The following is a 20,403-nucleotide window of genomic DNA, read 5'->3' as shown; positions in this document are numbered from 1 at the left end:
CCGGTTGCTCCGCGAACACCACTTCGCCCCCGCCCAGTTGCCCCGCGAACACCACTTCGCCTCGCCCGGTTGCCCCGCGAACACAACTTCGCCCCGCCCGGCAACCCCGAGCGCCTCTCCTCCGCGCCGCGCGCCGCTCCCGCGTCCGCCCCGCGTGAGCCGTCCTCCGTCCGTCACCCCGTACCGAAAGCGCACGCCATGCTGAAAGCTTTCTCCGCCCACGACTTCCGCGATGTCCGCCGCCCGCCCGGAACGCTTTGGTACGACCGCCCGGCCACCCGCTGGCTCGAAGCACTGCCCGTCGGCAACGGCCGCCTGGGCGGCATGGTCCACGGCGGCACCGACCGCGAGCGGATCCAGCTCTCCGAGTCCACCGCATGGTCGGGCGGTCCCTCCGCGACGGACCTGAGTCCGACCGCCCGGGCGCAGGTGCCGCGTATCCGCGAGCTCCTCTTCGCCGGCGAACACGCCGAAGCACAGCGGCTCGCGGCGGAGCATCTACCGGGCAGGCCGAGGTCGTTCGGGACCAACCTCCCCCTCCCCGAGGTCCAGTTCGCCTTCCCCGACGGGCCTCCGGCCGAGGACTACCGCCGGACCCTCGACCTGGACACCGGCCTCGCCTCGGTCACCTACCGGCAAGGCGGCGTCCGCTTCTCCCGCGAGGTGTTCGCCACGAACCCGCACGGTCTGATCGCGATCCGTCTCACCACGGACCGCCCCGGATCGCTCGGCTTCATCCTGTCCGTCCGGGACGGCCTGCTCCCCGGTGACACGACCACCACGGACTCCTCCGTCGTCTTCAGCGGTCACGCCTACGAGACCCTGCACAGCGACGGGCAGCAGGGCGTCGCGCTGGAGATCCACGCCCGTCTCGAAGCCGACGGCGGCACCGTGCACCGGGCGGGCGACGCGCTCCGTCTGGAGGGCGCCGACAGCGCGGTCGTCTACGTCGTCGTCGGCACCGACTGGGCGGGGGCGGACCCGCGGGCGCGGGCGGAATCCCTGTTGGCCGCCGGGCCGGCAGCCGGATACGAGGCCGTCCGGGCGGCACACATCGCGGACCACCGGGCGCTGATGCGGCGGGTCTCGCTGGATCTCGGATCGGCACCGTCCGACATCGCGGCCCTGCCCACGGACGCCCGCCGCGACCGGCTCGCCTCCGGACAGGCCGACGACGCTCTCATAGCGCTCTACTTCCAGTACGGCCGCTACCTGACCGTGGCCGGCTCCCGCCGCGACTCCCCCCTGCCGCTGGCCTTGCAGGGGCTGTGGAACGACGGCCTGGCCAGCAGCGCGGCCTGGACGAACGACTTCCACCTGGACATGAACACCCAGCAGAACTACTGGGCCGCCGAACCCACCGACCTGGCCGAGTGCCAGGAACCGCTGTTCGGCCTCCTGGAGCGCCTGGCGGACCACGGCCGGGCGACCGCCGAGCAGATGTACGGCGCACCTGGCTGGGTCGCCCACACGGTGACCAACGCGTGGGGGTACACGGCGCCCGGTTCCGGCGTCGGCTGGGGCATGAACGTGACCGGCGGGGCCTGGCTCGCCCTCCAGTTGTGGGAGCACTTCGAGTACGGCCGTGACGAGACGTTCCTGCGGGAGCGCGCGTACCCGGTCCTGCGGGGGGCCGCCGAGTTCCTCCTCGCCTACGCGGTCGAGGAGCCGGAGCACGGCCTGCTCGTCACCGGGCCGTCCGAATCGCCGGAGAACTGGTATCTCGCGCCCGACGGCAGCCGGTGTTCGGTGTCCATGGGGGCCACCGCGGACCGGGTGTTCATGGAGGCCGTGCTGCGGATCTGCGCGGAGAGCGCCGAGTTGCTCGGTGAGGATGCCGACCTGCGGACCAGGATCGCCGCCGCGCGCCGACGGCTGCCGCCGCTGCGGATCGGGCGGCACGGGCAGTTGCAGGAGTGGCTGCACGACTACGAGGAGGCCGAGCCGAGCCACCGGCACACCTCGCATCTCAGCGCCCTGTTCCCGGAGCGCCAGATCACCCCGCGCGGCACACCGGAGCTCGCCCGCGCCGCCGAGGTCACCGTCGAGCGCAGGCAGCAGGCTCCGGGGTGGGAGCAGACCGAGTGGGTCGAGGCCAACTTCACGGTCTACTTCGCCCGTCTCCTCGACGGCGACTCGGCCCTCAGGCACCTCACCAGCCTGATCGCGGACGCCAGCGAGGCGAACCTGATGACGTTCTCCGCCGGCGGGGTGGCGGGCGCGGCGCAGAACATCTACTCCTTCGACGGCAACGCCGGCGGCACGGCGGGAGTCGCCGAGATGCTCCTGCAGTCCGACGGCCGCGAGGTCGAACTGCTGCCCGCGCTGCCGTCCGGCTGGCCCGACGGGAGCGTGTGCGGACTGCGCGCCCGTGGCGGCCTCACCGCGGACGTCCGGTGGCGCGACGGGCGGTTGGAAGCCGCGCGTATCCGGGCGTCCCGGGCCACGGTCGTGCAGGTGCGGTACGGCGCCGACCTCCTCGACGTACGGCTCGCCGAGGGAGAGGCGCTTGCCCTCGGCCTCGGCTGAGGGCAGGCGCCGGTGACGTCGTCACTGGGCGATCTGGCCGCCGTCGACGAGCAGGGTCTGCCCGGTCATCGCGGTCGCGTCGAGCGCCACGAACGCCACGGCCGTCGCGATCTCCTCGGCCTCCAGCAGCCGGCCCATCGGTATCTGGCCGATCCACTGCGTCATCCGCAGCGGATCGTCCATCCCGACGGTGTCGAGGATGGGGGTGCGGGTGCGGCCCGGCGCGACCGCGTTGACCCGCACCCCGTACGGCGCCCACTCGACCGCGAGGGACCGTGCCAGCTGGGCCACTCCGGCCTTCGCCACGTCGTAGGCGACGTGGTACTCGGGGTTGGAGCCGATGAAGGCGGCGATGGAGGAGATGTTCACGATCGACCCGGACCGTCGGCTCACGAAGTGCCGGCCGAACTCGCGGCAGGCCACGAAGGTCCCGGTCAGGTCGACACCGAGGATGCGGTTCCAGACGTCGTCCGACACGTCGAGGGCCGCGTCCTCGTGGGCGATGCCGGCGTTGTTGACCAGGACGTCGACGCGGTCGAAGCGCCGTACGACCTCGTCGGCCGCCTCGGCGACGGCCCGCGGGTCGGAGACGTCCAGGGGCAGGAAGTCGCCGCCCACCTCCTTGGCCACGGCGGTGCCGGTCTCCGTGTTGCGGTCGGTGACGACGACCCGTACGCCACGGTCCGCGAGCGCCACGGCGATGGCGCGCCCGATTCCCTGGCCCGCGCCGGTGACGACGGCCACTCGCTCGTCGGTGTGCCTCAGGGGCGACTCGGTCATCTCGTTCCTTCCGTCGGTGGATGCGTGGGGCGGCTTCACAGCGTCTTGGCCGACCCCACTCCGGGGATCTGCCAGCGGACGCGTGCGGCCGGATCGATCGCGGTCGAGGCGCCCGGACCCTGCGGACGCTCCATGAGCCCTTCGCGTACGACGCTGCGCTCGACGAAGGCCTCCTGCGTCCAGGGAATGAACTCCACCAGCGGCGGCACCTCGGACAGGACCGTCCCCACCAGGTGCTGGTGGACCTGCATCATGTCGCCGGCGTGCGGCGCGAACCGCAGTCCCCGCGCCGCCGCGTGCGAGGCGATCTGCAGGAACTCGGTCACCCCGCCGACCCGGGTGACGTCGGCCTGGACGACCCGGATGGCGTCGGCCGCCATGAAGGAGGCGAACTGGTGGTAGGAGTAGATGCTTTCCCCGGCCGCCACGTCCAGCCGCGTCGACGCCTGGAGGCGGGCGTGCGCCTGGAGGTCGTCGGCGTGCACGGGCTCCTCGACCCAGTCCATCGCCGCCTCCTCCAGGACGGGCATGATCTGGTTCGCCGTCGACAGGTCCCAGCGCTGGTTGGCGTCGCACATCAGGGTCACGTCGTCGCCGAGCGCCCGGCGGACCGCGCGCACGCGGCGGGCGTCCTCCCGCCAGTCGGACCGGCCCACCTTGATCTTCACCCGGGACCAGCCGTGGTCGACCAGCGCGGTGAGGTCCCGGACGAGTTCGCTGTCGGAGAGGTTGAGCCAGCCTCCGTCGGTGTTGTACGCCTCCACGCTCTCCTGTGTGCCGCCGAGGAGGCGCCACAGGGGCATGCCGGCCCGCTGTGCGGCGAGGTCCCACAGGGCGATGTCGACCATGGCCAGCGCCATGTGGACGACGCCCGCCCGGCCCATCCAGTGCGTGGGCAGCCAGTACAGGCGCTTCCAGGTGCCCAGGATGTCCTCCGACGAGGTGTCCAGAAGGGCATCGGCATAGTAGGAAAGGATCACGTCGGAGAGGAGTTCGGGAGCGCAGTGCACGCCGGAGATACCCGTGCCGACACGGCCGTCGGCGGTGCGGATCTCGACCACGGGTACCGTCCAGTGCGCCATGGCGGCGGTGGAGTCGGCGATGGGCCGCTTCAGGGGCACGGCGAGGGCATAGGTCTCCACGGAGGTGATCACCGCACCGTCGTCGCCGCGCAGGAGGTCCGCGCCGTGCGCGGACAACAGGCCGCGGGCGGTGCCGAAGGAAGTCTGATCCGTCATTGTTCCAGTCGGCCATGGCCGCCGGAACTCGTCAACGGCGAAATGCGAATACACATGATCTGCCGCGCAGATGCCCTGACGCCGGAAGGAATTCCGTACCGGCGGCGGCCCGGCTGCGCGGCGAGGAGGTTCGGTCAATGACTCTCGAACTGGCCTGGTTGCGAACCTGGGTCGAGGTCGTGGATACCGGTGGCTTTACCAGAGCGGCCGAAAAGTTGCATTTGTCGCAACCACGCGTGTCGGCGCACATCGCGAATCTGGAACGTGAACTCGGATGTCTGCTTATCGAGCGCCGTATCCGGCCGCTCACCCTCACCGACGACGGGCGCGCCCTGCTGGCCCGGGCGCGGGCGGTGCTCGCGGCGGCGGACGAACTGGTCACCGCGCGCCAGACCGACCGGGGCGACATCACGGGAACCGTCACCGTCGCGAGCTTCGCCAGCGGGAGTTCGGAGTTCCTCCCGGGGGTCATCACGGCGCTGCAGGAGGAACACCCGGGGATCCGGGTGGCGGTCCTGGACGGTGACGTGGACTTCATCGAGGCGGCGCTGTCCGAGCGCCGGGTCTCGGTGGCCCTGCGCACGGTCCGGCCGGAGCCGCACGACCACGCCTTCACCATGCGTCCGTTGTGGCGGGAACCCTTCGTCATGCTCGCCCCGACCGGGCATCCCCTGCTGGAGAAGAGCGAGGTCGATCTCGCGGACTTCACGGGCCAGCGCGTCATCACGATCGGCGATCCGCTCGCCAACACGGTGGTCGGTTACGAGGCCGAGGTCGAGTTGAGCATCAAGGACCTGGTCGCGCCGAGCGGAATCGTGTCCCATCAGCCGACCACCCTCGGCGCCATGGTGCGGGCCGGGCACGGAATCGGCATCATCAACTACCTGGGCGGGGTGATGGTCCTGCGCGAGGGAATGGAAATGCGGCCCATTCGCCATCTCAACCGGTATCGGGACGTGGGAATCTGGTGGCACTCGGAGCGACCGCTGGGCGCGGCCGCACAGGCTTTCATCCGAGCGGTGATAAAGGCTCCACGGCCCGAAGGGACGACCGCCATTCCACCGCTGTGACGACGCGGGGATTCATTCGCGGGGAGAATACCCCCCATCCGTGAATCGCCGTTGACGATCTCGGGGTGAGCGGGGTGAGGTTGGTCGAAAGCCGCAAGGATCGGAGTCGCGATGGCCACTGTCCGTACGTACTCGAATCTCGATGTGGCGGTACGCAGCGATACGTCGGACGTGGGTGAGGGGCCGGTGTTCGACCCGCGTACCGGACACCTCCTCTGGGTCGACATCTACGGCTGCAAGGTGTACGACGACGATCTGTCGAACGGACGGCAGACCGTCACGGAGGTCGGCACGATGGTCGGCGCGGTCGCGCCCCGCGCCACGCAGGAGGGCTTCGCCGCCGCCGTGGCGGACGGGTTCGGTTTCGTCACCGACGGCGGGCTGACGCTGGTCGACCCGGTGCTGCCCGAGCCCAACCTGCGCATGAACGACGGCAAGGTGGACTCCCACGGCCGGTTCTGGGCCGGCAGCAACGACATGGAGTTCGCGCCGGGCCAGGGCCGGCTGCACCGGTGGGACGGCGACGGGCCGAGCGTCGTCGTCGCGGGCGGTCTCGTCCTGCCGAACGGCCTGGGCTGGAACGCCGAGGACACCGTCCTGTACCTCGCCGACAGTTACGCCAATCTCCTCTACCGGGCCGACTTCCACGCCGAGCCGGGAGAGCTCGGCCGCCTGGAGGTGCTGGCCAAGACCGAGGGGGCCGGCGTTCCCGACGGCCTCGCCGTCGATGTGGAGGGGTGTTTCTGGGTGGCCATGCACGGGGGCCGCGAGGTGCGACGGTACGACCCGACCGGGCGGGTCGTCGGGATCGTTCCGGTGCCCGTCCTCCAGCCGACCAGTTGCGCCTTCGGTCCGGACGGCCGCCTGTACATCACCTCGGCCCGCAACGGCCTGTCCGCCGAGGAGTTGGACAGGTCCCCGCTGTCCGGTTCCGTCTTCGTCATCGAGACCGGTACGCACGGGGTCCCCGTCCGGCCGTTCCGGGCCTGACGGAACCGCCCCCAGGGCACGGGGCATTCGCATTCCGGATGAATGACCATCGATAACCGTCTTTCCCTTGTGCGGTATTGGCGTCATACGGTCGATGGCATGGACAGTGAACGTCGTGACACAGAGGCAGCGGGCCCGGTGGCAGCCGTCAGGCCGCTGGTGCCCCGGCCCGGACCGGACGACATAGGGCTGCTCCTCGGGGATGTGCCACGGGGGACGCCCGTCGAACTCGCCGACGGCACGGCACCGGTCGTCGAGGACATCGCCGCCGGGCACAAGGTCGCGCTGCGCGATATCGCGAAGGGTGCGCCGGTCCGCAAGTACGGCGAGGTGATCGGCGTGGCCCTGGCCGACATCCCGGCGGGCGGGCACGTGCATGTGCACAACCTGGGCATCGGCGGGTGGCAGGAGCCGGCGACGCGTCCGTCGCCGGCCCGCACGCGGCCCGCCTCCGCCGCCCCCACCCGCGACCACTTCCTCGGTTACCGCAGGGCGGACGGGCGGGCGGCCACCCGGAACTACATCGTCGTGGTGCCGACCGTGAACTGCTCCGCCACGGTGGCCCGGATGATCGCCCAGCGGGCCGACGACCGGCACAAGGGGACTCCCGGCCTCGACGGCGTCATCGCGCTTCCGCACGACCTCGGCTGCGGAATGGCGGAGGGCACCCCCGGTGACGCCATCCTGCGGCGCACCCTGCGGGGCTACCTCGGCCACGCGAACGTGGCGGCGGCCCTCCTGATCAGCCTCGGCTGCGAGGTCAACCAGCCGGAGAACCTCCTCGGCGACGACGCCGGCACCGAGACCCTCACCATCCAGGACCTCGGCGGCACCGCGGCGACGGTGAACGCCGCGCTCGACCGCATCGAGCGCCTGGTCTCCGGGATCGCGGCATCGCGCCGAACGCCGATCCCCCTCGCGGAACTGACGCTGGGTCTCCAGTGCGGCGGCAGCGACGCGTACTCCGGGCTGACCGCCAACCCCACCCTCGGCGTCGCGGCCGACCTGCTCGTCGCGGCCGGCGGGAAGGTCGTCCTCGGCGAGACCCCCGAGATCTACGGCGCCCACCACCTGCTGCGGGACAGGGCGTCGAACCCCGAGGCGGCGGCCCGCATCGACGAACTCATCGCCTGGTGGCAGCAGTACACGGCCGCGGGCGGCGCCACACTCGACAACAATCCGTCGCGCGGGAACCGGGCCGGCGGGATCACCACCATCTGGGAGAAGTCCCTGGGCGCCGTGCTCAAGTCCGGGACCAGCCCGCTGAACGACGTCGTCGGATACGGAGAGGCGGTCACCGCGCCGGGCCTCACCTTCATGGACACGCCCGGCTACGACCCCGTGTCGGCCACCGGCATGGTCGCCGGCGGCGCCAACCTGCTCGCCTTCACGACCGGACGCGGCTCGCTGTTCGGCTCCCGTCCGGTCCCCTGCCTGAAGATCAGCACCACCAGCGGGCTGTACGAGCGGATGCGCGGCGACATCGACTTCGACGCCGGCCCGGCCATGAGCCACGCCGACCAGGTCTCGTACGGCACCGCCTTGTTCGAGGCCCTCGTGGACATGGCGTCGGGCGCCGAGAGCAAGTCCGAGGCACTCGGCTTCGGGACGGAGGAGATCGTCCCCTGGCGCATGGGGGCGGTCCTGTGACCCGAACAGCCCCTCCTCGACCGTACGGCGCATCGCCGCGGGACGTCCGCACACTACGAAAGGTCGCGGCATGACGCTTCAGCACAGGACCGCCATCGTCACCGGAGCCGCCTCGGGAATCGGCCGGGCAACCGCCCTACGGCTGGCCGGTGACGGTTTCACGGTGGCTCTGCTGGACCTCGATCGGGCCGGCCTGTCCCGGACCCGGGTCCTGATCGAGAAGGAGGGCGGCACCGCTCACGAGACTCCCCTGGACCTGCGCCGGGCCGAGGAGGTCACCGCGGCGGCGGAGTCCACCGTCGGCCTGCTGGGATCCCCGGCCGTCCTGGTGAACGTGGCGGGAGTCGGGGTGGCAGCGAACGTACTGGAGACCAGCGACGGTGACTGGGACCTGGTGCTGGGCGTGAATCTCACCGGGCCGTTCTACCTGACCCGGGCCGTCCTGCCCCACATGATCTCGGCCGGTGCGGGTGTGATCGTGAACATCGCTTCCGTGGGCGGTCAGGTGGGCCTCGCACGACGTGCCGCGTACTGCGCGTCGAAGGCGGGGTTGGTCGGACTGACGCGTGCCGTCGCGGTGGACCACGCCAGGGAGGGCGTGCGCTGTGTGGCGATCTGCCCGGGGACGGTCGAGACGGAGTGGATCGACAAGATCCTCTCCGACGCCCCCGATCCCGGCGCGGCCCGCGCGGCGATGGCGGCCCGCCAACTCGACGGCCGGCTCGGCACCCCCGAGGAGGTCGCCGCACTCGTCGCCTTCGTGGCGGGAGACCAGGGCCGGTTCATCAACGGGGCCGCGCTGACGATCGACGGCGGGATGACGGCGGCCTGACGGCTGTCGGCCCTGATGTGCGGGGTGACCGGGCGCGTTCGGACTCAGCCGCCGAGAACGGCCGAGCGGGCCGCCGCCCCGAGTACGGCGCCGAGGGCCGCGCGGTCGACCTTGCCGTTGCGGTTGAGCGGGAGAGCGTCCAGTGCCGTGAGGCCCGCGGGCACCATATAGGCGGGGAGACGGCGGCGCAGGGCGGCTCGGAGATCGTCCACGTCGTCCGTCGTGCCGGTGTACGCGGCGGCGAGTTCGATGCCGCTGGGGGTGGTCAGCGTCAGGACGGCCGCGTCGACGACTCCGGGCAGTGTGCGCAGCGCGGCCTCGACCTCACCGAGCTCCACCCGGTAGCCGTGCACCTGGACTTGTTGGTCGAAGCGCCCGAGGTGAACCAGCGGCAGATCGCCCGGTGTACCGCTGTTCTCGGCGTCGCCGCGGCCGTCGGACAGGGGACCGACACGGTCGCCGGTGCGGTACCAGTGGGCGTCGGTCAGCGCGGTCGAAGGGTCGCAGGGAGTGCCGTCGGGCGCGAGAAAGCGGTCGGTGTTGTCCGCCGGATCGAGGTAGCCGGGAAAGCGCTGCGGACCTCTTATGCACAACTCACCTTCATGGAGCCGGAGTTGCAGGTCCGGGTGCAGGGTGCCGATCGGTACGGTGCCGTTGGCGGGTTCCGGCCAGTCCGCCGGGTCCGGCGGAAGCCGGTAGGTGGTACAGGTGACGGTCAGTTCGGTCGGGCCGTAGGCGTTCTCCACCGAACTGTGCGGAGCCGCTTGTTGCCAGGCCGCCGCCTGCTGGAGTGTCAGCGCCTCCCCGCAGAACATGCTCCGGCGCAGCGTCGGCATGATCCCGGCCCGCAGTGCCCGGAGCCGCTTGGCGATCGAGATCACCGAGGGTACGGAGTTCCAGTGGGTGATGGCTCGCCGGTTGACGAAGCGGACCGGCGACAGGAGCTCGTCGCGGGTCGGCACGACCAGCGTGGCACCACTCCCCCAGGCGGTGAACATGTTGAAGACCGAGGGGTCGAAGGTCAGGTCGAAGGTCTGCGAGAGACGGGCGCCGGGGCCCGCCGCCGCGTGCGGGACGACATGGGCGAGATAGGCGCAGATGTTGCGCTGCTGGATCGGGACGCCCTTGGGGACACCGGTCGAGCCCGAGGTGAACAGGATGTAGGCCAGATCTTCGGGCCGGGCCCTGCCGGCGGGAAGGGCGGGGTCGGGCGTGCGGCGGAACGGTTGGGGGTCGGCCAGGGTGAGGGCCGGGACGTCGAGCCGACCGGTCTGGTCGGTGGTCCCGTCGGCCAGGACGGCATCGACCCCCGCGGCCTGTACGATCCGGGCGTTGCGCTCGGCCGGGAAGGCGGGGCCGAGCGGGACGGCCACAGCGCCGAGGCGTTGGATGGCGAGATATCCCGCGTACGCATCGATGGTGCGCCCGGCCAGCAAGCCCACCCGGTGTGGCGGTCGGCCGTCCAGGAGCCGGAGCAGGCGGACCGCGACGCTGTCGGCGAGGGCGGAGAGTTCCGCGTACGTCAGGGCTGTGTCGCCGACCTCCAGCGCTGAGTGGTCTGCGTACCTGGCGGCCGACGCAGCGAACCAGTCGTAGAGGGTGTGCCGTTCGGCGGGCATACTCACCGTTCGCCTTTCTCGTGTTTCGCGGTCTTGCCGGACATGCCAACTGCAGCCGCATCGGACGCGGGCTCCGGGAACGCGCAGCTGAACGGAACGGAGGAATGGTCGCGCAGGCTGATCCAGCGGTAGTCGCCCCAGCGGCCGGTGCGGGCGCCCGGCGGCACGTCGATGGTCCATGGCCGGCCGGCGAGCCCCGCCCCGCTGGCCTTGACGCATGCCTCCTGAGCGGTCCACACCCAGGCCACTTCCTCGACGGCCCGTGCCGGGGGCAGTGTGGCGAGCCGCTGGGCGTGCTCGCGCAGCAACTTGCGGGCGAAAGACGTGGTGACGGAGGTGTCGGGCCTCTGGATGTCCACGCCGAGGAGGCGGCCGACCGCGACGCCCGCGGCGACCGTGCCCCGGCTGTGCGAGACGCTGACGCCGATTTCGCGATGGTCGCGCAGCCAGGGCTTCCCGCGCCGGTCCACGGTGATCTCCGCACCCGTCAGGGCCGGCCGCACCTCGGCGACCAGTGCTCTCAGCAGTGCGCGGCCGGTCAGGAACGCGCGGGCTCGCCATTCCGGCAGTTCGGCCGCCCGGCGCAGATCGCCGTGGTGGGTGCTGGGCGCCACCTGGTCGGCCGTCGTGGAGGTCACCCAGACCTGGTCCCCGACCTGGAGCGGTGCCCTCACGGCAGGGTGCCCGGCAGGGCCAGGCCGGCCAGTATGCTCTCGGCGGCGTCCGCGACCGCGCCCAGGACCACTTCGTTCGCGCCGCCCCCGATGCCGAACAGCGCGGCCTGGGCGCGGACTTCCTGGATACCGCCGGTGGCGAAGCCGGCCGCCCCCCACAGCTGCCCACACTCGGTCAGGACGTGGTTGACGGTGGATCCGGCGGCCGCTTTGAGGGTTGCGGCGGCCGTCGTGTCATGGCGCAGGGTGACCGGCTCCGCGTATTGCGCGACCAGGGCCTGGAGTTCACGCACCCGCACGAGGCAGGTCGCGAAGCGCTGCCGTACGCCCTCCAGATCCCACAGGCTGCCCTCGCCGTGCGGCCGACCGCGCACGTGGCGCAGGGTGTCTTCCAGTACGCGACGGCACAGGGCCACGCCCCACTGGGCGCCGGCGAGGCGTTCGGTACCGATGTGGCGGACGAAGACGGGGAGTCCGAAGCCGATCCGGCCCAGCACATGGTCCCGGTCGAGTCGTACACCGTCGAAGGTGACATGGCCGACTCCCGAGGCGGCGAACAGCGCGGAGTCGGCGGGGCGCACGGTGACGCCGGGGGCGTCGGCGGGTACCAGGACCCAGGTGAAGTGGGTGAAGTGCCGCCCCGGGCGGTGCCGGGCCAGCACCAGGAAGTATCCGGCCGTGGTGGTGTTGGCGATCCAGTTCTTCTCGCCGGCCACCTCCAGGGCGTCGTCCTCGATCCGTACCCGGGTGCGCAGCGCGGTGAGGTCGGTGCCCGCTGTGACGTCGGTTGCGGCCAGGGCGATGGTCACCTGGCCGGTGAGCGCACGTTCCAGCGCGTGCCGCGCCACCGGCGTGCGGCCCGTCGCCAGGACCGGCAGCGCGGTGGCCAGCTGGACGCTCACCGAGAGTGTGGACGCGATCGAGAAACGGGCGTCCACGGCGGTGAGCAGCCCTGCGAGCCCCACGGGGTCGGCGCCTGTCGGGACGACGCCGTCGTGGTAGCCGCGCGTGACCAGGCCCGCCCGGCCGAGCGCGGCCCATACCAGGGCGCCGCTCGCGGTACGGGGCAGGGCGTCCAGCGCGGCGTAGCCGGTGGCGTCCGGTGCGCCGGTGCCGGATGACATGCCGGACGACGGGAAAGACGGCATGACGGGCGACGCTGCCGAGGGCTCTTGTGGCCGTGTCTCAGGCAAAGGTCACTCCCTGGTCGCGTAGCGCCAGTCGGCCGTCGGCGAGGTGCAGCCGGTCGTTGCTGTAGTTCAGCGCCGCGGAGCGCAGGTCCCGCAGCGCCAGTTCGAGACGGGTGGGCGAGTCCTTGAGGTAGCCGTGCCGCAGCCCGAGCGCGGTGACCAGATCGTCCACCGCCGCGAAACACTCCTCGGATGCGGTGATCTTGAGGGAGTTGAGCTGGAGTTGCCGTGCCGGCAGTGAGAGGTCCGCGCCCGATTCCACCGTTGTGGCTGTCTGCCGCAGCAGTGCGTGGACGGCGTCCAGGCGCCGGCGTGACCGGGAGATCCGGGTGAGCAGCAGCTCCGATGTCAGATCGAAGCGCTCACGGCCCGCCGGACTGCGCAGCAGCCGCAGCACTCGGGAGAGCGCGCCCGCCGCCGTGCCGAGCCACGCCGCCGACCAGCCCAGATGGGCCAGCGGCCCGAAGATCTCGGTGGCGATCTCATGGAACTCGCCGTGTTCGCCCACGACTTGGTGCCCGGGGATGCTCCCGGTCAGTTTCAGCGCGATGCTGTGGCTGGCCCGCATGCCCATCGGCTGCCATTCCCCGGAGTCGGTGAGGGTGAGTTGGTCGCGGTGCGCGTAGACCAGCGAGACCTCGTTCGCCGTGGCGGCCTGCGGGCTGCGCATCGTGATGAGGAAGCCGTCGGCGTGCATTCCACCGGTGACGATCGGCGCGAAGCGGTCGATCACCAAATCCGCCCCGGAATCGTTCAGTTGGGCTTGCGCGCTGAGCAGATGTCCGCCCTTGCCGGCTTCGGTGGTGACGGAGGCGAGATAGATCTCTCCCGCCGCTGTCTTCGGCAGGAGCTCTTTGCGCAGCCGTTCGTTTCCGTACCGGACAAGGGCCGACGCCTGCTGGCAGTGCATCGCGAAGATCATCGCGACGGACATGTCGCTCCGCCCCAGCGTCTGCGTGGCCGCCAAGAGGTCGCTCACGCCGCCGCCGAGTCCACCGTATCGGCGGGGGATCAGGAGGCCGAGCAGCCCGGTGCGGCGCAGCGCATCCAGCGCGTCCACCGGGAATTCCGCGGCACGGTCGGTGCGAGCCGCGTGCCGGTCCGTGGCCTCGGCAACCAGGGCGAGACGGGCGGCCAGGTCCAGGGGGACGGAGCTCGAGACGGTGGGCCCGGTGTTCATGCGGTCACCCGGCCGGTGATCCCGTCGTCGGGCGCGTCGGGGATCTGTGCGGAGATCGCTCGCCACAGGCTGCCGGCGGTGGCGAACGTGGCGTCGTTGAGCTCGTCGTCCGGCAGGGATATCCCGAACGAGTCCTCGATGGCGAAGAGCAGCTCGATGGCCTGCATGGAGTCGACGCCGAGCCTGCGCAGGTCGGTGTCGGACGTGATGACGAGCTCATCGGGGCCGGCGTTCTTGAGGAAGGGCCGAAGGAGTTCGGTCAAACGGGGATCCATGGCGGGACACCTCTCGTCAGTTCTGGGGGTGGTCAACGGGCGATGCGGCACAGGTCGTCGAGTCGACGGAGGTTTTCCGGGATGAGCTCGTCGGCGTCGAACTCCCTCTCCAGTTCGCTCTCCAGCCGCTCGATGATTTCGATCAGACGGAACGAGCTGAACGAGGCGAAGGAGTCCAACGGGGCACCGCCGAGCAGTTCGGCTTCCCCGACACCGAGCACCGCACCGGCCACCGCCGCCACGCGATGCCGCAGCGCGTCGTCCGTGGCCGGGTGCCCAGCGGGCGCGACGCCGAGGAGGGTGCGGTCGCCGGCGAGGGCCTGCCGCAGGCGGTCCACCACACCCGGTGGCTCGGCGTGCCCTCGGGACACCCGTCGGTGCGCGAGATAGGTCTGCTCGACGACCTTGTCCCAGGCACGCAGATGACCCTCCTCGGCCTCTGTCCTGTCGGCACGGTCGGCGAACAGCGCACGGTATTTCGCGTGCAACTTGCGCGCTCTGGCCAGCAGCCAGGTCTCGACCGTGAGCTGTTCGACAGCGCGCTCGCGGTCGGCGCAGGCGTCGTACGCGGCGAGGTACGCCGCCACCGTGGCCTCGTCCGAGGTCAGCGTGGGCGGCAGCTCCGACACGGGCTTGGCACCCACCGCCACCAGTTCGATGAGCTCGGCCGACTCGATGCCCGCCAGGTCTTCCTCGGCCGGCGTCCAGTGGCCGGGCACGGCCGGCCCCCACTGGGTCTCGCTGCGGTACGCGTCCGTGACACGCCAGCCGTCCGGGCCGGCAGCGAGCAGGAAACTGTGATCCATGTGTGCCTGCCGGTGGTACGGCAGCCAGGGCAGGTGGAAGGAGTCCGCGACGACGTACCACGTCCCGCCGCGCTCGGCGATCGCCGCCAGCAGTTCGGCACGGGGCAGGCACTCCCGCCGTACCACCTGGAGCCCCAGGGCTGCCGGCAGTGTGTTCAGGTGTTCCGTCAGCGGTGGGTCGACCGTCGGCAGACCGTCCGCGCGTTCCCAACAGCGGAAGTCCAGCGACGCGCCCAGTCGCAGATGTGCCCCGGGGCCGTAGTGGTGGTCGGCGAGTACCGCCAGGTTTACCTGAATGCAGTCCAGTAGACCGGTATGAACTGAACCGATGTCGAAATGCTCCGGTTCCACTGTGTCCGCCATATCCGTTCACATTCCTTGATTCCTCGGAGACCGTTCGGGGATTGCCGGGAGGTCGCTGGGAGTTGTTCCGGCACACGTTGCGGGCCTGCCGGTCAGAGCCATCCGGGTAGTACAGGCAGCTCCGCGGTCGAGGCGAGTCCCGCTCCGCCGGAGCGCCCGGCCAGCCAGGCGAGCGCGTCCGCGCGCGTGCCGGACACGTCCGGGCCGCCGGTGCCGAAACGCCCGAGTACCACTCCCGCGCTGTCGAGCAGCGTGAATTCCGGTACGCCCTCGGCCTCGGCGTAGTAGCCGAGTACGTCGGCCAGGATGATCTCCCGCGCCGCGTCGGGAATGTCGGCGCACCCGTATCCGATGTCAAGGTCCACATGGTGCAATTCGAGTTCGCGTATCCGGATGACCAATATCCGCCGCGGGGTGCAGAGTTCACCGGTGAACGGCCTGATGAGCGCCTGCCACGCGCCCGCCGGCAGCGTCTCGATCGTGTGCTGGAAGTGCGCCGCGGTCTCACGGACGTCCGACACCAGCGCGGCGGCCGACCGGCCGGCGCCCGCCGCGATCTCGGCGTCCCGGGCCTCCCGGCTCTCGTACTGCGGTGTCTCGACCCCTGTACGCGCCCACTCCATCAGCCGCTCCAGCGCGGGCGCCTGCCGCGCCAGGTGGCTCAGGACATGGCCGCGGGTCCAGCCGGGAAGCGATGACGGTGCCGCGATGTCGTCGTCATCAAGCCGTGCCAGGCCGGCCAGGAGGCGGTCCGCGGCGGCGGCGATCTCCTGGAAGGACTCCGGGGTGGGGGCTGTTTCCTTCAACGTGTTTCCTTCAACGTGTTTCCTCCTCGGGCTGTTCTCGTCGGCGGTCCGCACGGTGCGCTAGGCGACCAGCCGGGAGAAGCCCTCGGCGATCCTGGACAGTTCGCCGGCGATGTGCGGCAAGCGTGTCGGCGAGTCGGTACGCAGGGCCTCCTCCTGTTGGTGCTCGTTCCCGTAGAGCAGGCTGGTGGCGACTTTGAAGCGCAGTGCGTGCGGGGTGTCGCCCAGCAGATGACCGGCCAGCACGACGAGCCCGGAGTCGTCGAGGAGGCGGCCCGCGAGGGACGCCGAGTCCGTGACGCCACGTCCGGTCAGCCGGTCGCGCAGCGGCTCGAAGTCCGGGTAGACGTAGAACCCTCCGGTGGGCGGGCGGCATACGGCGCCGACGTCCACCGCGATCCGGTGGACCGCACGGGCCACCGCACCGTGCAGCCGGGCGCTCGCCCGGATCCGCTCGACGATCTCGGGCGGCTCGGCGAAGGCGTACTCCGCGACGTGCTGCATCGGCCCGGCGAGCGTCGACCACAGTTCGCTGGCCGCCGAGATCACCGCGTCCCTCAGCCGGGACCCGCTGTCGCTCTCCGGGAAGCGTGCCACGCCGATCCGCCAGCCGCCGAGCCCGAGCGTCTTGGACAGTCCGCTGGTGACAACGGTGCGTTCCGGGGCCACTTCGGCGGGGCTGAGGAAGGGGGTGGCTCGTAGGTCGTGGACGATGTCCCGGTAGATCTCGTCCGAGACGATCAGCAGGTCCTCGGCCCGTGCGAGTGCGCACAGTTCGCGGATCAAGGCGGGTGGCGCGAGGGTTCCGGTCGGGTTGTCGGGGAGGGTGAGGATCAGCATCCGGGGGTCGCCGCCCGCCGCCCGTGCCGTACGGATCGTCTCGCGCAGCGCGGCCGGCTCGGGCACGCCGCCGCACTGCGCGGGGATCGGCACGCCGTAGGCCCGCTTGCCGGCGTATGCCGCCTGTGGCGCGTAGGTGTTCCAGGCGGGCCGTGGCAGCAGCACATCGCCGGGGGTGACCAGTTGCAACGCCATCAACAGGGGCTTGCTGCCCGGCGCGAGCACGATGCTGTCGGCCGCGGTGGACAGCCGCCGGCGGGCGAAGTAGCCGGCCGCCGCGCCGCGTACGCCCGCGGCGCCGGCCACCGGGCCGTAGGAGGAGCGCGTCGCGCCCTGTGCCAGCCGCTCGGCCAGCTGGGGCAGTACCGGCAGCCTGGCCTCGCCGAAGGCCATGTGGACCAGTGACTCCCCCGCGGCCCGGCGCTGGTCCACCAACTGGTTCAGCGCCAGATTCGGGGAGGGAGGTGCCACGACGACGGCGGTCATCTCAGATTCCTTTCCGCACGGTCGGCCGCGCGGTGCGTGCCGGGTTCTCGGGTTCGGATCCGGCCGGTGCGCCGCCGCGCACGGCTGCCACGAGGTCGGCGGGTGTGCCGGGGGCCAGTTCCAGTTCGTCGAGCCAGGCGGCACCGGCCGAGTAGCGGGCCGCGAACGGCCTGCCCACCAGTGAAGGGATCCGCGCCTGGACCATCCGCAGCCGGAAGAACGTCCCGTCGGGCCGCTCCTCGACCCCGTCCACCAGGACCTTGCCGGGCGTCGCCGACATCACCGGGCCGCGCACGGTCCGGGCGAGCCCGGGCAACGTGCGGTACGCCTCGGAGAAGATCTCGACGGCCCTGCCCAGCGGCACCTTGAAGTAGTCGTACGGCCCCGTGTCCCGCTCCACGAACAGGTAGTAGGGGACCGCGCCGACCGCCAGCTCCGCCCGCCACAGCTCGCTCCACACCTGGGCGTCGTCATTGACATGCGCGATCAGCGGTGCCTGGCAGTAGACCACCGCGCCGGTGGCCCGGATGCGGGCCACGGCCTGCCGCGCGAGGTCGGTCGCCAGCTCGCGCGGGTGGCTGAAATGCGCCATCACGGCGAGCTGCCGCCCGGACGCCACGACCCGCTCGAACAGCCGCAGGACGTCGTCGGCGTCCGGATCGGTGACATACCGCTGCGGCCAGTAGGCCACGGATTTGGTGCCGATCCGGATCGTACGGACCGAATCGACGCCCAGCAGCGGCTCCAGATGGCTGCGCAGCCGTTCGGTGGACATCACCATCGGGTCCCCGCCGGTGACCAGCACGTCCTGCACCTCGGGGTGCCCGCCCAGATAGTCGATGAGCCCGCGGGGGTCGGGCACGGCGAAGCGCAGGTCCGCGTCCCCGATGAACTGCGCCCACCGGAAGCAGTAGGTGCAGTAGGCGTGGCAGGACTGGCCCTGGCCGGGGAAGTAGAGCACCGTCTCGCGGTATTTGTGCTGGAGGCCGGGGAGCTGGACGCCGTCCCGGCTCGGCACGTTGAGCTGTTGCTGACCGGACGGATGCGGGTTGAGACGGCCGCGTATCTCCTGAACGGCCTCCCGCAGCAGGAGCTTGTCGGCGGGGTCGGCGGACAGTTTGGCCAGTTGGTCCTCATCCGACGTGGTGAGCATGCCGCGCTGTGGAAAGGTCAGTTGGAACATCGGGTCGTCGGGGACCCGGTCCCAGTCGATGAGCTGGGACAGCACATATTCGTTGACCCGGAAAGGCAGTACCAGCGACACCCTGCGCACCGTCTTCCGGATCTCCTCCGGCAGTCCGTAGCGGCGGGCGATGTCGTCGATGTGGCGCGGGCCGTACGCCCGGAAGCGGACGGGTTCCGGCAGGCCGACCGGCATCAGTGCGCACCTCCCCGCTGCTTCGGCTTGCGGTAGACCTCGTCGCCGAGCACCAGGAAGTCCAGGTCCATGGAGCGGAACGAGTGCAGTGCGTCGGCCGCGGTGTCGACGACGGGCTCGCCCTTGTCGTTGAAGGAGGTGTTGAGCAGCACCGGCGGTACTCCGTGCCGCTGGAGGGAGTCCAGTACGGCTCCCACGGCCGGGGCCTCGTCGCCGTGCAGCACCTGCGGCCGGGTGGTGCCGTCGACGTGGACGACGCCGGGGGCGACGTGTCGGCCGAGTTCGGTGGCCTTGGCCGCGCCGAGCATGTAGCGGCTCAGGTGCTCCTGCTGTTCCCACAGCCGGGCCCCGTAGCCGGGCCGGGTCACACCCGCGAAGGGACGCCACTGTTCACGGTTCTTGATGACGTTCACCCGGGTGTTGACATCCGCGGTGTTCGGGATCGCGATGATCGACCGGCGGCACAGGGCACGCGGGCCCACCTCGGCCCGGCCCTGGGCGACCGCGCCGACCCGGCCGTCCAGCAGCAGCGTGGTGAGCTCGTCGATGTCCAGGTCGCGGCGGATCAGGCCGGAGGTGTCCAGGGCCGCGGGGCCGTTGACGTGGTCGGGTCCGTGGATGTCCGTGCCCAGGTAGGGGCTGAGCGGGCCGGTCCGCCGCCGCGGCGGGCACACCGTCCACGCCGCGCCCAGGGCGACGCCCGCGTCATGCGGCACCGGCGGCACGTACAACGGGCCGGGCAGGGTGCCGTTGGTGCTGCAGTTGAGAGCGACGCCACCGCTGAGGCACAGCTGCTCGACGCCGGATGCCTTGCGGGTCAGCGCCGCGAGGTGGGTCACCGTCTCCTCGATGAGGCGCTGCGCGGTGTACGCGACGAGAATCGCGTTCGGGTCCTCGGTGAGCGCTTCCTCGGGGGCGCCCGGCCCCGCCGCCCCGGCGATCTTCGTGTAGCGCTCCCGCCACCGCCCGACGACGGCGTCGTACTGCTCCTTGATCTGCTCGGCGGTGGCACTCCCGTGGCGCTCCGCCAGCGGCTCGACGGCGAGGCGGAAGTCGTCGGCCTCGATGTCCACGAGGGATTCCACCGGGAGGCGGGCGGCGCGTCCGTAGGCGGCCAGGCCCATCGTCTTCCCCGCATTGAGGAAGGAGAAGCCGAGCCAGGTCGAGGCGGCGTCATAGGCGTAGCCGAGCGACGCGGTGCGCTGCCAGGTGCGCTCCAGGCGGGGCTCGGCGCCGTCCTTGTACGTCCAGATGGTGGAGGACTCGTTCTCACCGTGTCCGTCGATGACGAGCACGCCGGCTTCGGAGAAGGGCGAGGCGTAGAAGGAGGAGGCTGCGTGCGCCTGGTGGTGGGGGACACGGACGACCTCGGGCGAGCGGTCGCCGAAGTCGAGGCCGACGGCGTACGCGAGGAACTCGGCGTCGGTCGCGAAGCGCCGCGGGTAGAGCTGCTCGCTGTCCCAGCCAAGAGCGACCACATCGATGTCGGCCGCGGGGATCCCGGCCTGCGCCAGGCAGAACCGGGCGGCGCCGAGCGGCTTGCGGTAGAGCGAGTGACGGTGTCGGTTGCAGCGCTCCTCCTCGGAGAAGGCGATGATCTCGCCGTCTCCGTTGATGAGGCAGGCCGCGCTGTCGTGCCAGCCGGTGGGCGGTGCGTTGACACCAAGAATCCATGTCATGGGTATCTCTCCTCGTTG

General features: G+C 71.2%; 17 protein-coding genes. 5 read left to right on the top strand and 12 right to left on the bottom strand.

The window, feature by feature from the left end:
- Positions 1–69: 69 nt before the first annotated feature.
- Positions 70–2,529 carry a glycoside hydrolase family 95 protein gene (locus tag ABZ642_RS08420; protein ID WP_360479162.1) on the top strand — a complete coding sequence of 820 codons (2,460 nt, stop codon included), beginning with the start codon at positions 70–72 and terminating at the stop codon, positions 2,527–2,529.
- Positions 2,530–2,550: 21 nt separating this feature from the next.
- On the opposite strand, the gene ABZ642_RS08415 is transcribed toward ABZ642_RS08420, so the two are convergent.
- Together ABZ642_RS08415 and ABZ642_RS08410 are read right to left on the bottom strand one after the other, a co-directional pair.
- Entirely contained in the window at positions 2,551–3,309 is a 759-nt protein-coding gene (locus tag ABZ642_RS08415; RefSeq protein WP_360479159.1) for an SDR family oxidoreductase, read from the bottom strand.
- Positions 3,310–3,344: 35 nt separating this feature from the next.
- Positions 3,345–4,547, bottom strand: coding sequence for a mandelate racemase/muconate lactonizing enzyme family protein (locus ABZ642_RS08410; RefSeq protein WP_360479156.1), 1,203 nt, complete (start codon positions 4,545–4,547; stop codon positions 3,345–3,347).
- Between the two features lie 14 nt (positions 4,548–4,561).
- Between ABZ642_RS08410 and ABZ642_RS08405 the strand changes: the two genes are divergently transcribed.
- The 4 genes from ABZ642_RS08405 (at position 4,562) to ABZ642_RS08390 (ending at position 9,089) form a co-directional block, all read left to right on the top strand.
- Positions 4,562–5,617: a LysR family transcriptional regulator gene (locus tag ABZ642_RS08405; protein WP_360479153.1), complete on the top strand. Its 1,056-nt coding sequence runs from the start codon at positions 4,562–4,564 to the stop codon at positions 5,615–5,617.
- A 111-nt stretch (positions 5,618–5,728) separates the two neighbouring features.
- Positions 5,729–6,607, top strand: coding sequence for an SMP-30/gluconolactonase/LRE family protein (locus tag ABZ642_RS08400; RefSeq protein ID WP_360479150.1), 879 nt, complete (start codon positions 5,729–5,731; stop codon positions 6,605–6,607).
- Positions 6,608–6,706: 99 nt separating this feature from the next.
- Entirely contained in the window at positions 6,707–8,257 is a 1,551-nt protein-coding gene (locus ABZ642_RS08395) for an altronate dehydratase family protein (protein WP_360479147.1), read from the top strand.
- 70 nt (positions 8,258–8,327) lie between these two features.
- Entirely contained in the window at positions 8,328–9,089 is a 762-nt protein-coding gene (locus tag ABZ642_RS08390) for an SDR family oxidoreductase (protein WP_360479144.1), read from the top strand.
- Positions 9,090–9,133: 44 nt separating this feature from the next.
- Here ABZ642_RS08390 and ABZ642_RS08385 read toward each other — a convergent pair whose 3' ends face one another.
- From ABZ642_RS08385 to ABZ642_RS08340, 10 genes are all read right to left on the bottom strand, one after another.
- Positions 9,134–10,708: an AMP-binding protein gene (locus ABZ642_RS08385; RefSeq protein WP_360480148.1), complete on the bottom strand. Its 1,575-nt coding sequence runs from the start codon at positions 10,706–10,708 to the stop codon at positions 9,134–9,136.
- A 2-nt stretch (positions 10,709–10,710) separates the two neighbouring features.
- Positions 10,711–11,346, bottom strand: a complete 636-nt coding sequence (locus ABZ642_RS08380; protein ID WP_360479141.1) for a 4'-phosphopantetheinyl transferase superfamily protein — start codon at positions 11,344–11,346, stop codon at positions 10,711–10,713.
- Between the two features lie 32 nt (positions 11,347–11,378).
- Positions 11,379–12,506 (bottom strand): acyl-CoA dehydrogenase family protein, encoded by a 1,128-nt coding sequence (locus tag ABZ642_RS08375; protein WP_360479138.1) that lies wholly within the window; start codon positions 12,504–12,506, stop codon positions 11,379–11,381.
- A 61-nt stretch (positions 12,507–12,567) separates the two neighbouring features.
- Positions 12,568–13,752 (bottom strand): acyl-CoA dehydrogenase family protein, encoded by a 1,185-nt coding sequence (locus tag ABZ642_RS08370; protein ID WP_360479134.1) that lies wholly within the window; start codon positions 13,750–13,752, stop codon positions 12,568–12,570.
- Positions 13,749–14,027 carry a phosphopantetheine-binding protein gene (locus ABZ642_RS08365; RefSeq protein ID WP_360479130.1) on the bottom strand — a complete coding sequence of 93 codons (279 nt, stop codon included), beginning with the start codon at positions 14,025–14,027 and terminating at the stop codon, positions 13,749–13,751. The genes ABZ642_RS08370 and ABZ642_RS08365 overlap by 4 nt, the downstream gene beginning before the upstream one ends.
- 32 nt (positions 14,028–14,059) lie before the next feature.
- The gene (locus ABZ642_RS08360; RefSeq protein WP_360479127.1) at positions 14,060–15,196 is read right to left on the bottom strand and encodes a hypothetical protein; all 1,137 of its coding nucleotides are present in this window, start codon (positions 15,194–15,196) and stop codon (positions 14,060–14,062) included.
- Between the two features lie 92 nt (positions 15,197–15,288).
- Positions 15,289–16,002 (bottom strand): maleylpyruvate isomerase family mycothiol-dependent enzyme, encoded by a 714-nt coding sequence (locus tag ABZ642_RS08355; protein WP_360479124.1) that lies wholly within the window; start codon positions 16,000–16,002, stop codon positions 15,289–15,291.
- A gap of 60 nt (positions 16,003–16,062) precedes the next feature.
- Entirely contained in the window at positions 16,063–17,328 is a 1,266-nt protein-coding gene (locus ABZ642_RS08350) for a pyridoxal phosphate-dependent aminotransferase (RefSeq protein WP_360479121.1), read from the bottom strand.
- 1 nt (position 17,329) lies between these two features.
- Entirely contained in the window at positions 17,330–18,706 is a 1,377-nt protein-coding gene (locus tag ABZ642_RS08345) for a lysine 2,3-aminomutase (protein WP_360479118.1), read from the bottom strand.
- Positions 18,706–20,385: a carbamoyltransferase C-terminal domain-containing protein gene (locus ABZ642_RS08340; RefSeq protein ID WP_360479115.1), complete on the bottom strand. Its 1,680-nt coding sequence runs from the start codon at positions 20,383–20,385 to the stop codon at positions 18,706–18,708. Before ABZ642_RS08340 ends, ABZ642_RS08345 begins: the two co-directional genes overlap by 1 nt.
- Between the last annotated feature and the right edge of the window lie 18 nt (positions 20,386–20,403).

The sequence above is a fragment of the Streptomyces sp. NPDC007157 genome (genome assembly GCF_040634235.1).
Taxonomy (GTDB): domain Bacteria; phylum Actinomycetota; class Actinomycetes; order Streptomycetales; family Streptomycetaceae; genus Streptomyces.
Note: the sequence above shows the minus strand (reverse complement) of the source record. Positions and strands in the feature narration are given on the sequence as shown.

What these genes read in the sequence shown, in the direction of transcription:
- ABZ642_RS08415 (WP_360479159.1), bottom strand. Translation starts at nt 3,309, where the DNA reads ATGACCGAGTCGCCCCTGAGGCACACCGACGAGCGAGTGGCCGTCGTC.
- ABZ642_RS08410 (WP_360479156.1), bottom strand. Translation starts at nt 4,547, where the DNA reads ATGACGGATCAGACTTCCTTCGGCACCGCCCGCGGCCTGTTGTCCGCG.
- ABZ642_RS08405 (WP_360479153.1), top strand. Translation starts at nt 4,562, where the DNA reads ATGGCCGCCGGAACTCGTCAACGGCGAAATGCGAATACACATGATCTG.
- ABZ642_RS08400 (WP_360479150.1), top strand. Translation starts at nt 5,729, where the DNA reads ATGGCCACTGTCCGTACGTACTCGAATCTCGATGTGGCGGTACGCAGC.
- ABZ642_RS08395 (WP_360479147.1), top strand. Translation starts at nt 6,707, where the DNA reads ATGGACAGTGAACGTCGTGACACAGAGGCAGCGGGCCCGGTGGCAGCC.
- ABZ642_RS08390 (WP_360479144.1), top strand. Translation starts at nt 8,328, where the DNA reads ATGACGCTTCAGCACAGGACCGCCATCGTCACCGGAGCCGCCTCGGGA.
- ABZ642_RS08385 (WP_360480148.1), bottom strand. Translation starts at nt 10,708, where the DNA reads ATGCCCGCCGAACGGCACACCCTCTACGACTGGTTCGCTGCGTCGGCC.
- ABZ642_RS08375 (WP_360479138.1), bottom strand. Translation starts at nt 12,506, where the DNA reads ATGTCATCCGGCACCGGCGCACCGGACGCCACCGGCTACGCCGCGCTG.
- ABZ642_RS08370 (WP_360479134.1), bottom strand. Translation starts at nt 13,752, where the DNA reads ATGAACACCGGGCCCACCGTCTCGAGCTCCGTCCCCCTGGACCTGGCC.
- ABZ642_RS08365 (WP_360479130.1), bottom strand. Translation starts at nt 14,027, where the DNA reads ATGGATCCCCGTTTGACCGAACTCCTTCGGCCCTTCCTCAAGAACGCC.
- ABZ642_RS08360 (WP_360479127.1), bottom strand. Translation starts at nt 15,196, where the DNA reads ATGGCGGACACAGTGGAACCGGAGCATTTCGACATCGGTTCAGTTCAT.
- ABZ642_RS08350 (WP_360479121.1), bottom strand. Translation starts at nt 17,328, where the DNA reads ATGACCGCCGTCGTCGTGGCACCTCCCTCCCCGAATCTGGCGCTGAAC.
- ABZ642_RS08345 (WP_360479118.1), bottom strand. Translation starts at nt 18,706, where the DNA reads ATGCCGGTCGGCCTGCCGGAACCCGTCCGCTTCCGGGCGTACGGCCCG.
- ABZ642_RS08340 (WP_360479115.1), bottom strand. Translation starts at nt 20,385, where the DNA reads ATGACATGGATTCTTGGTGTCAACGCACCGCCCACCGGCTGGCACGAC.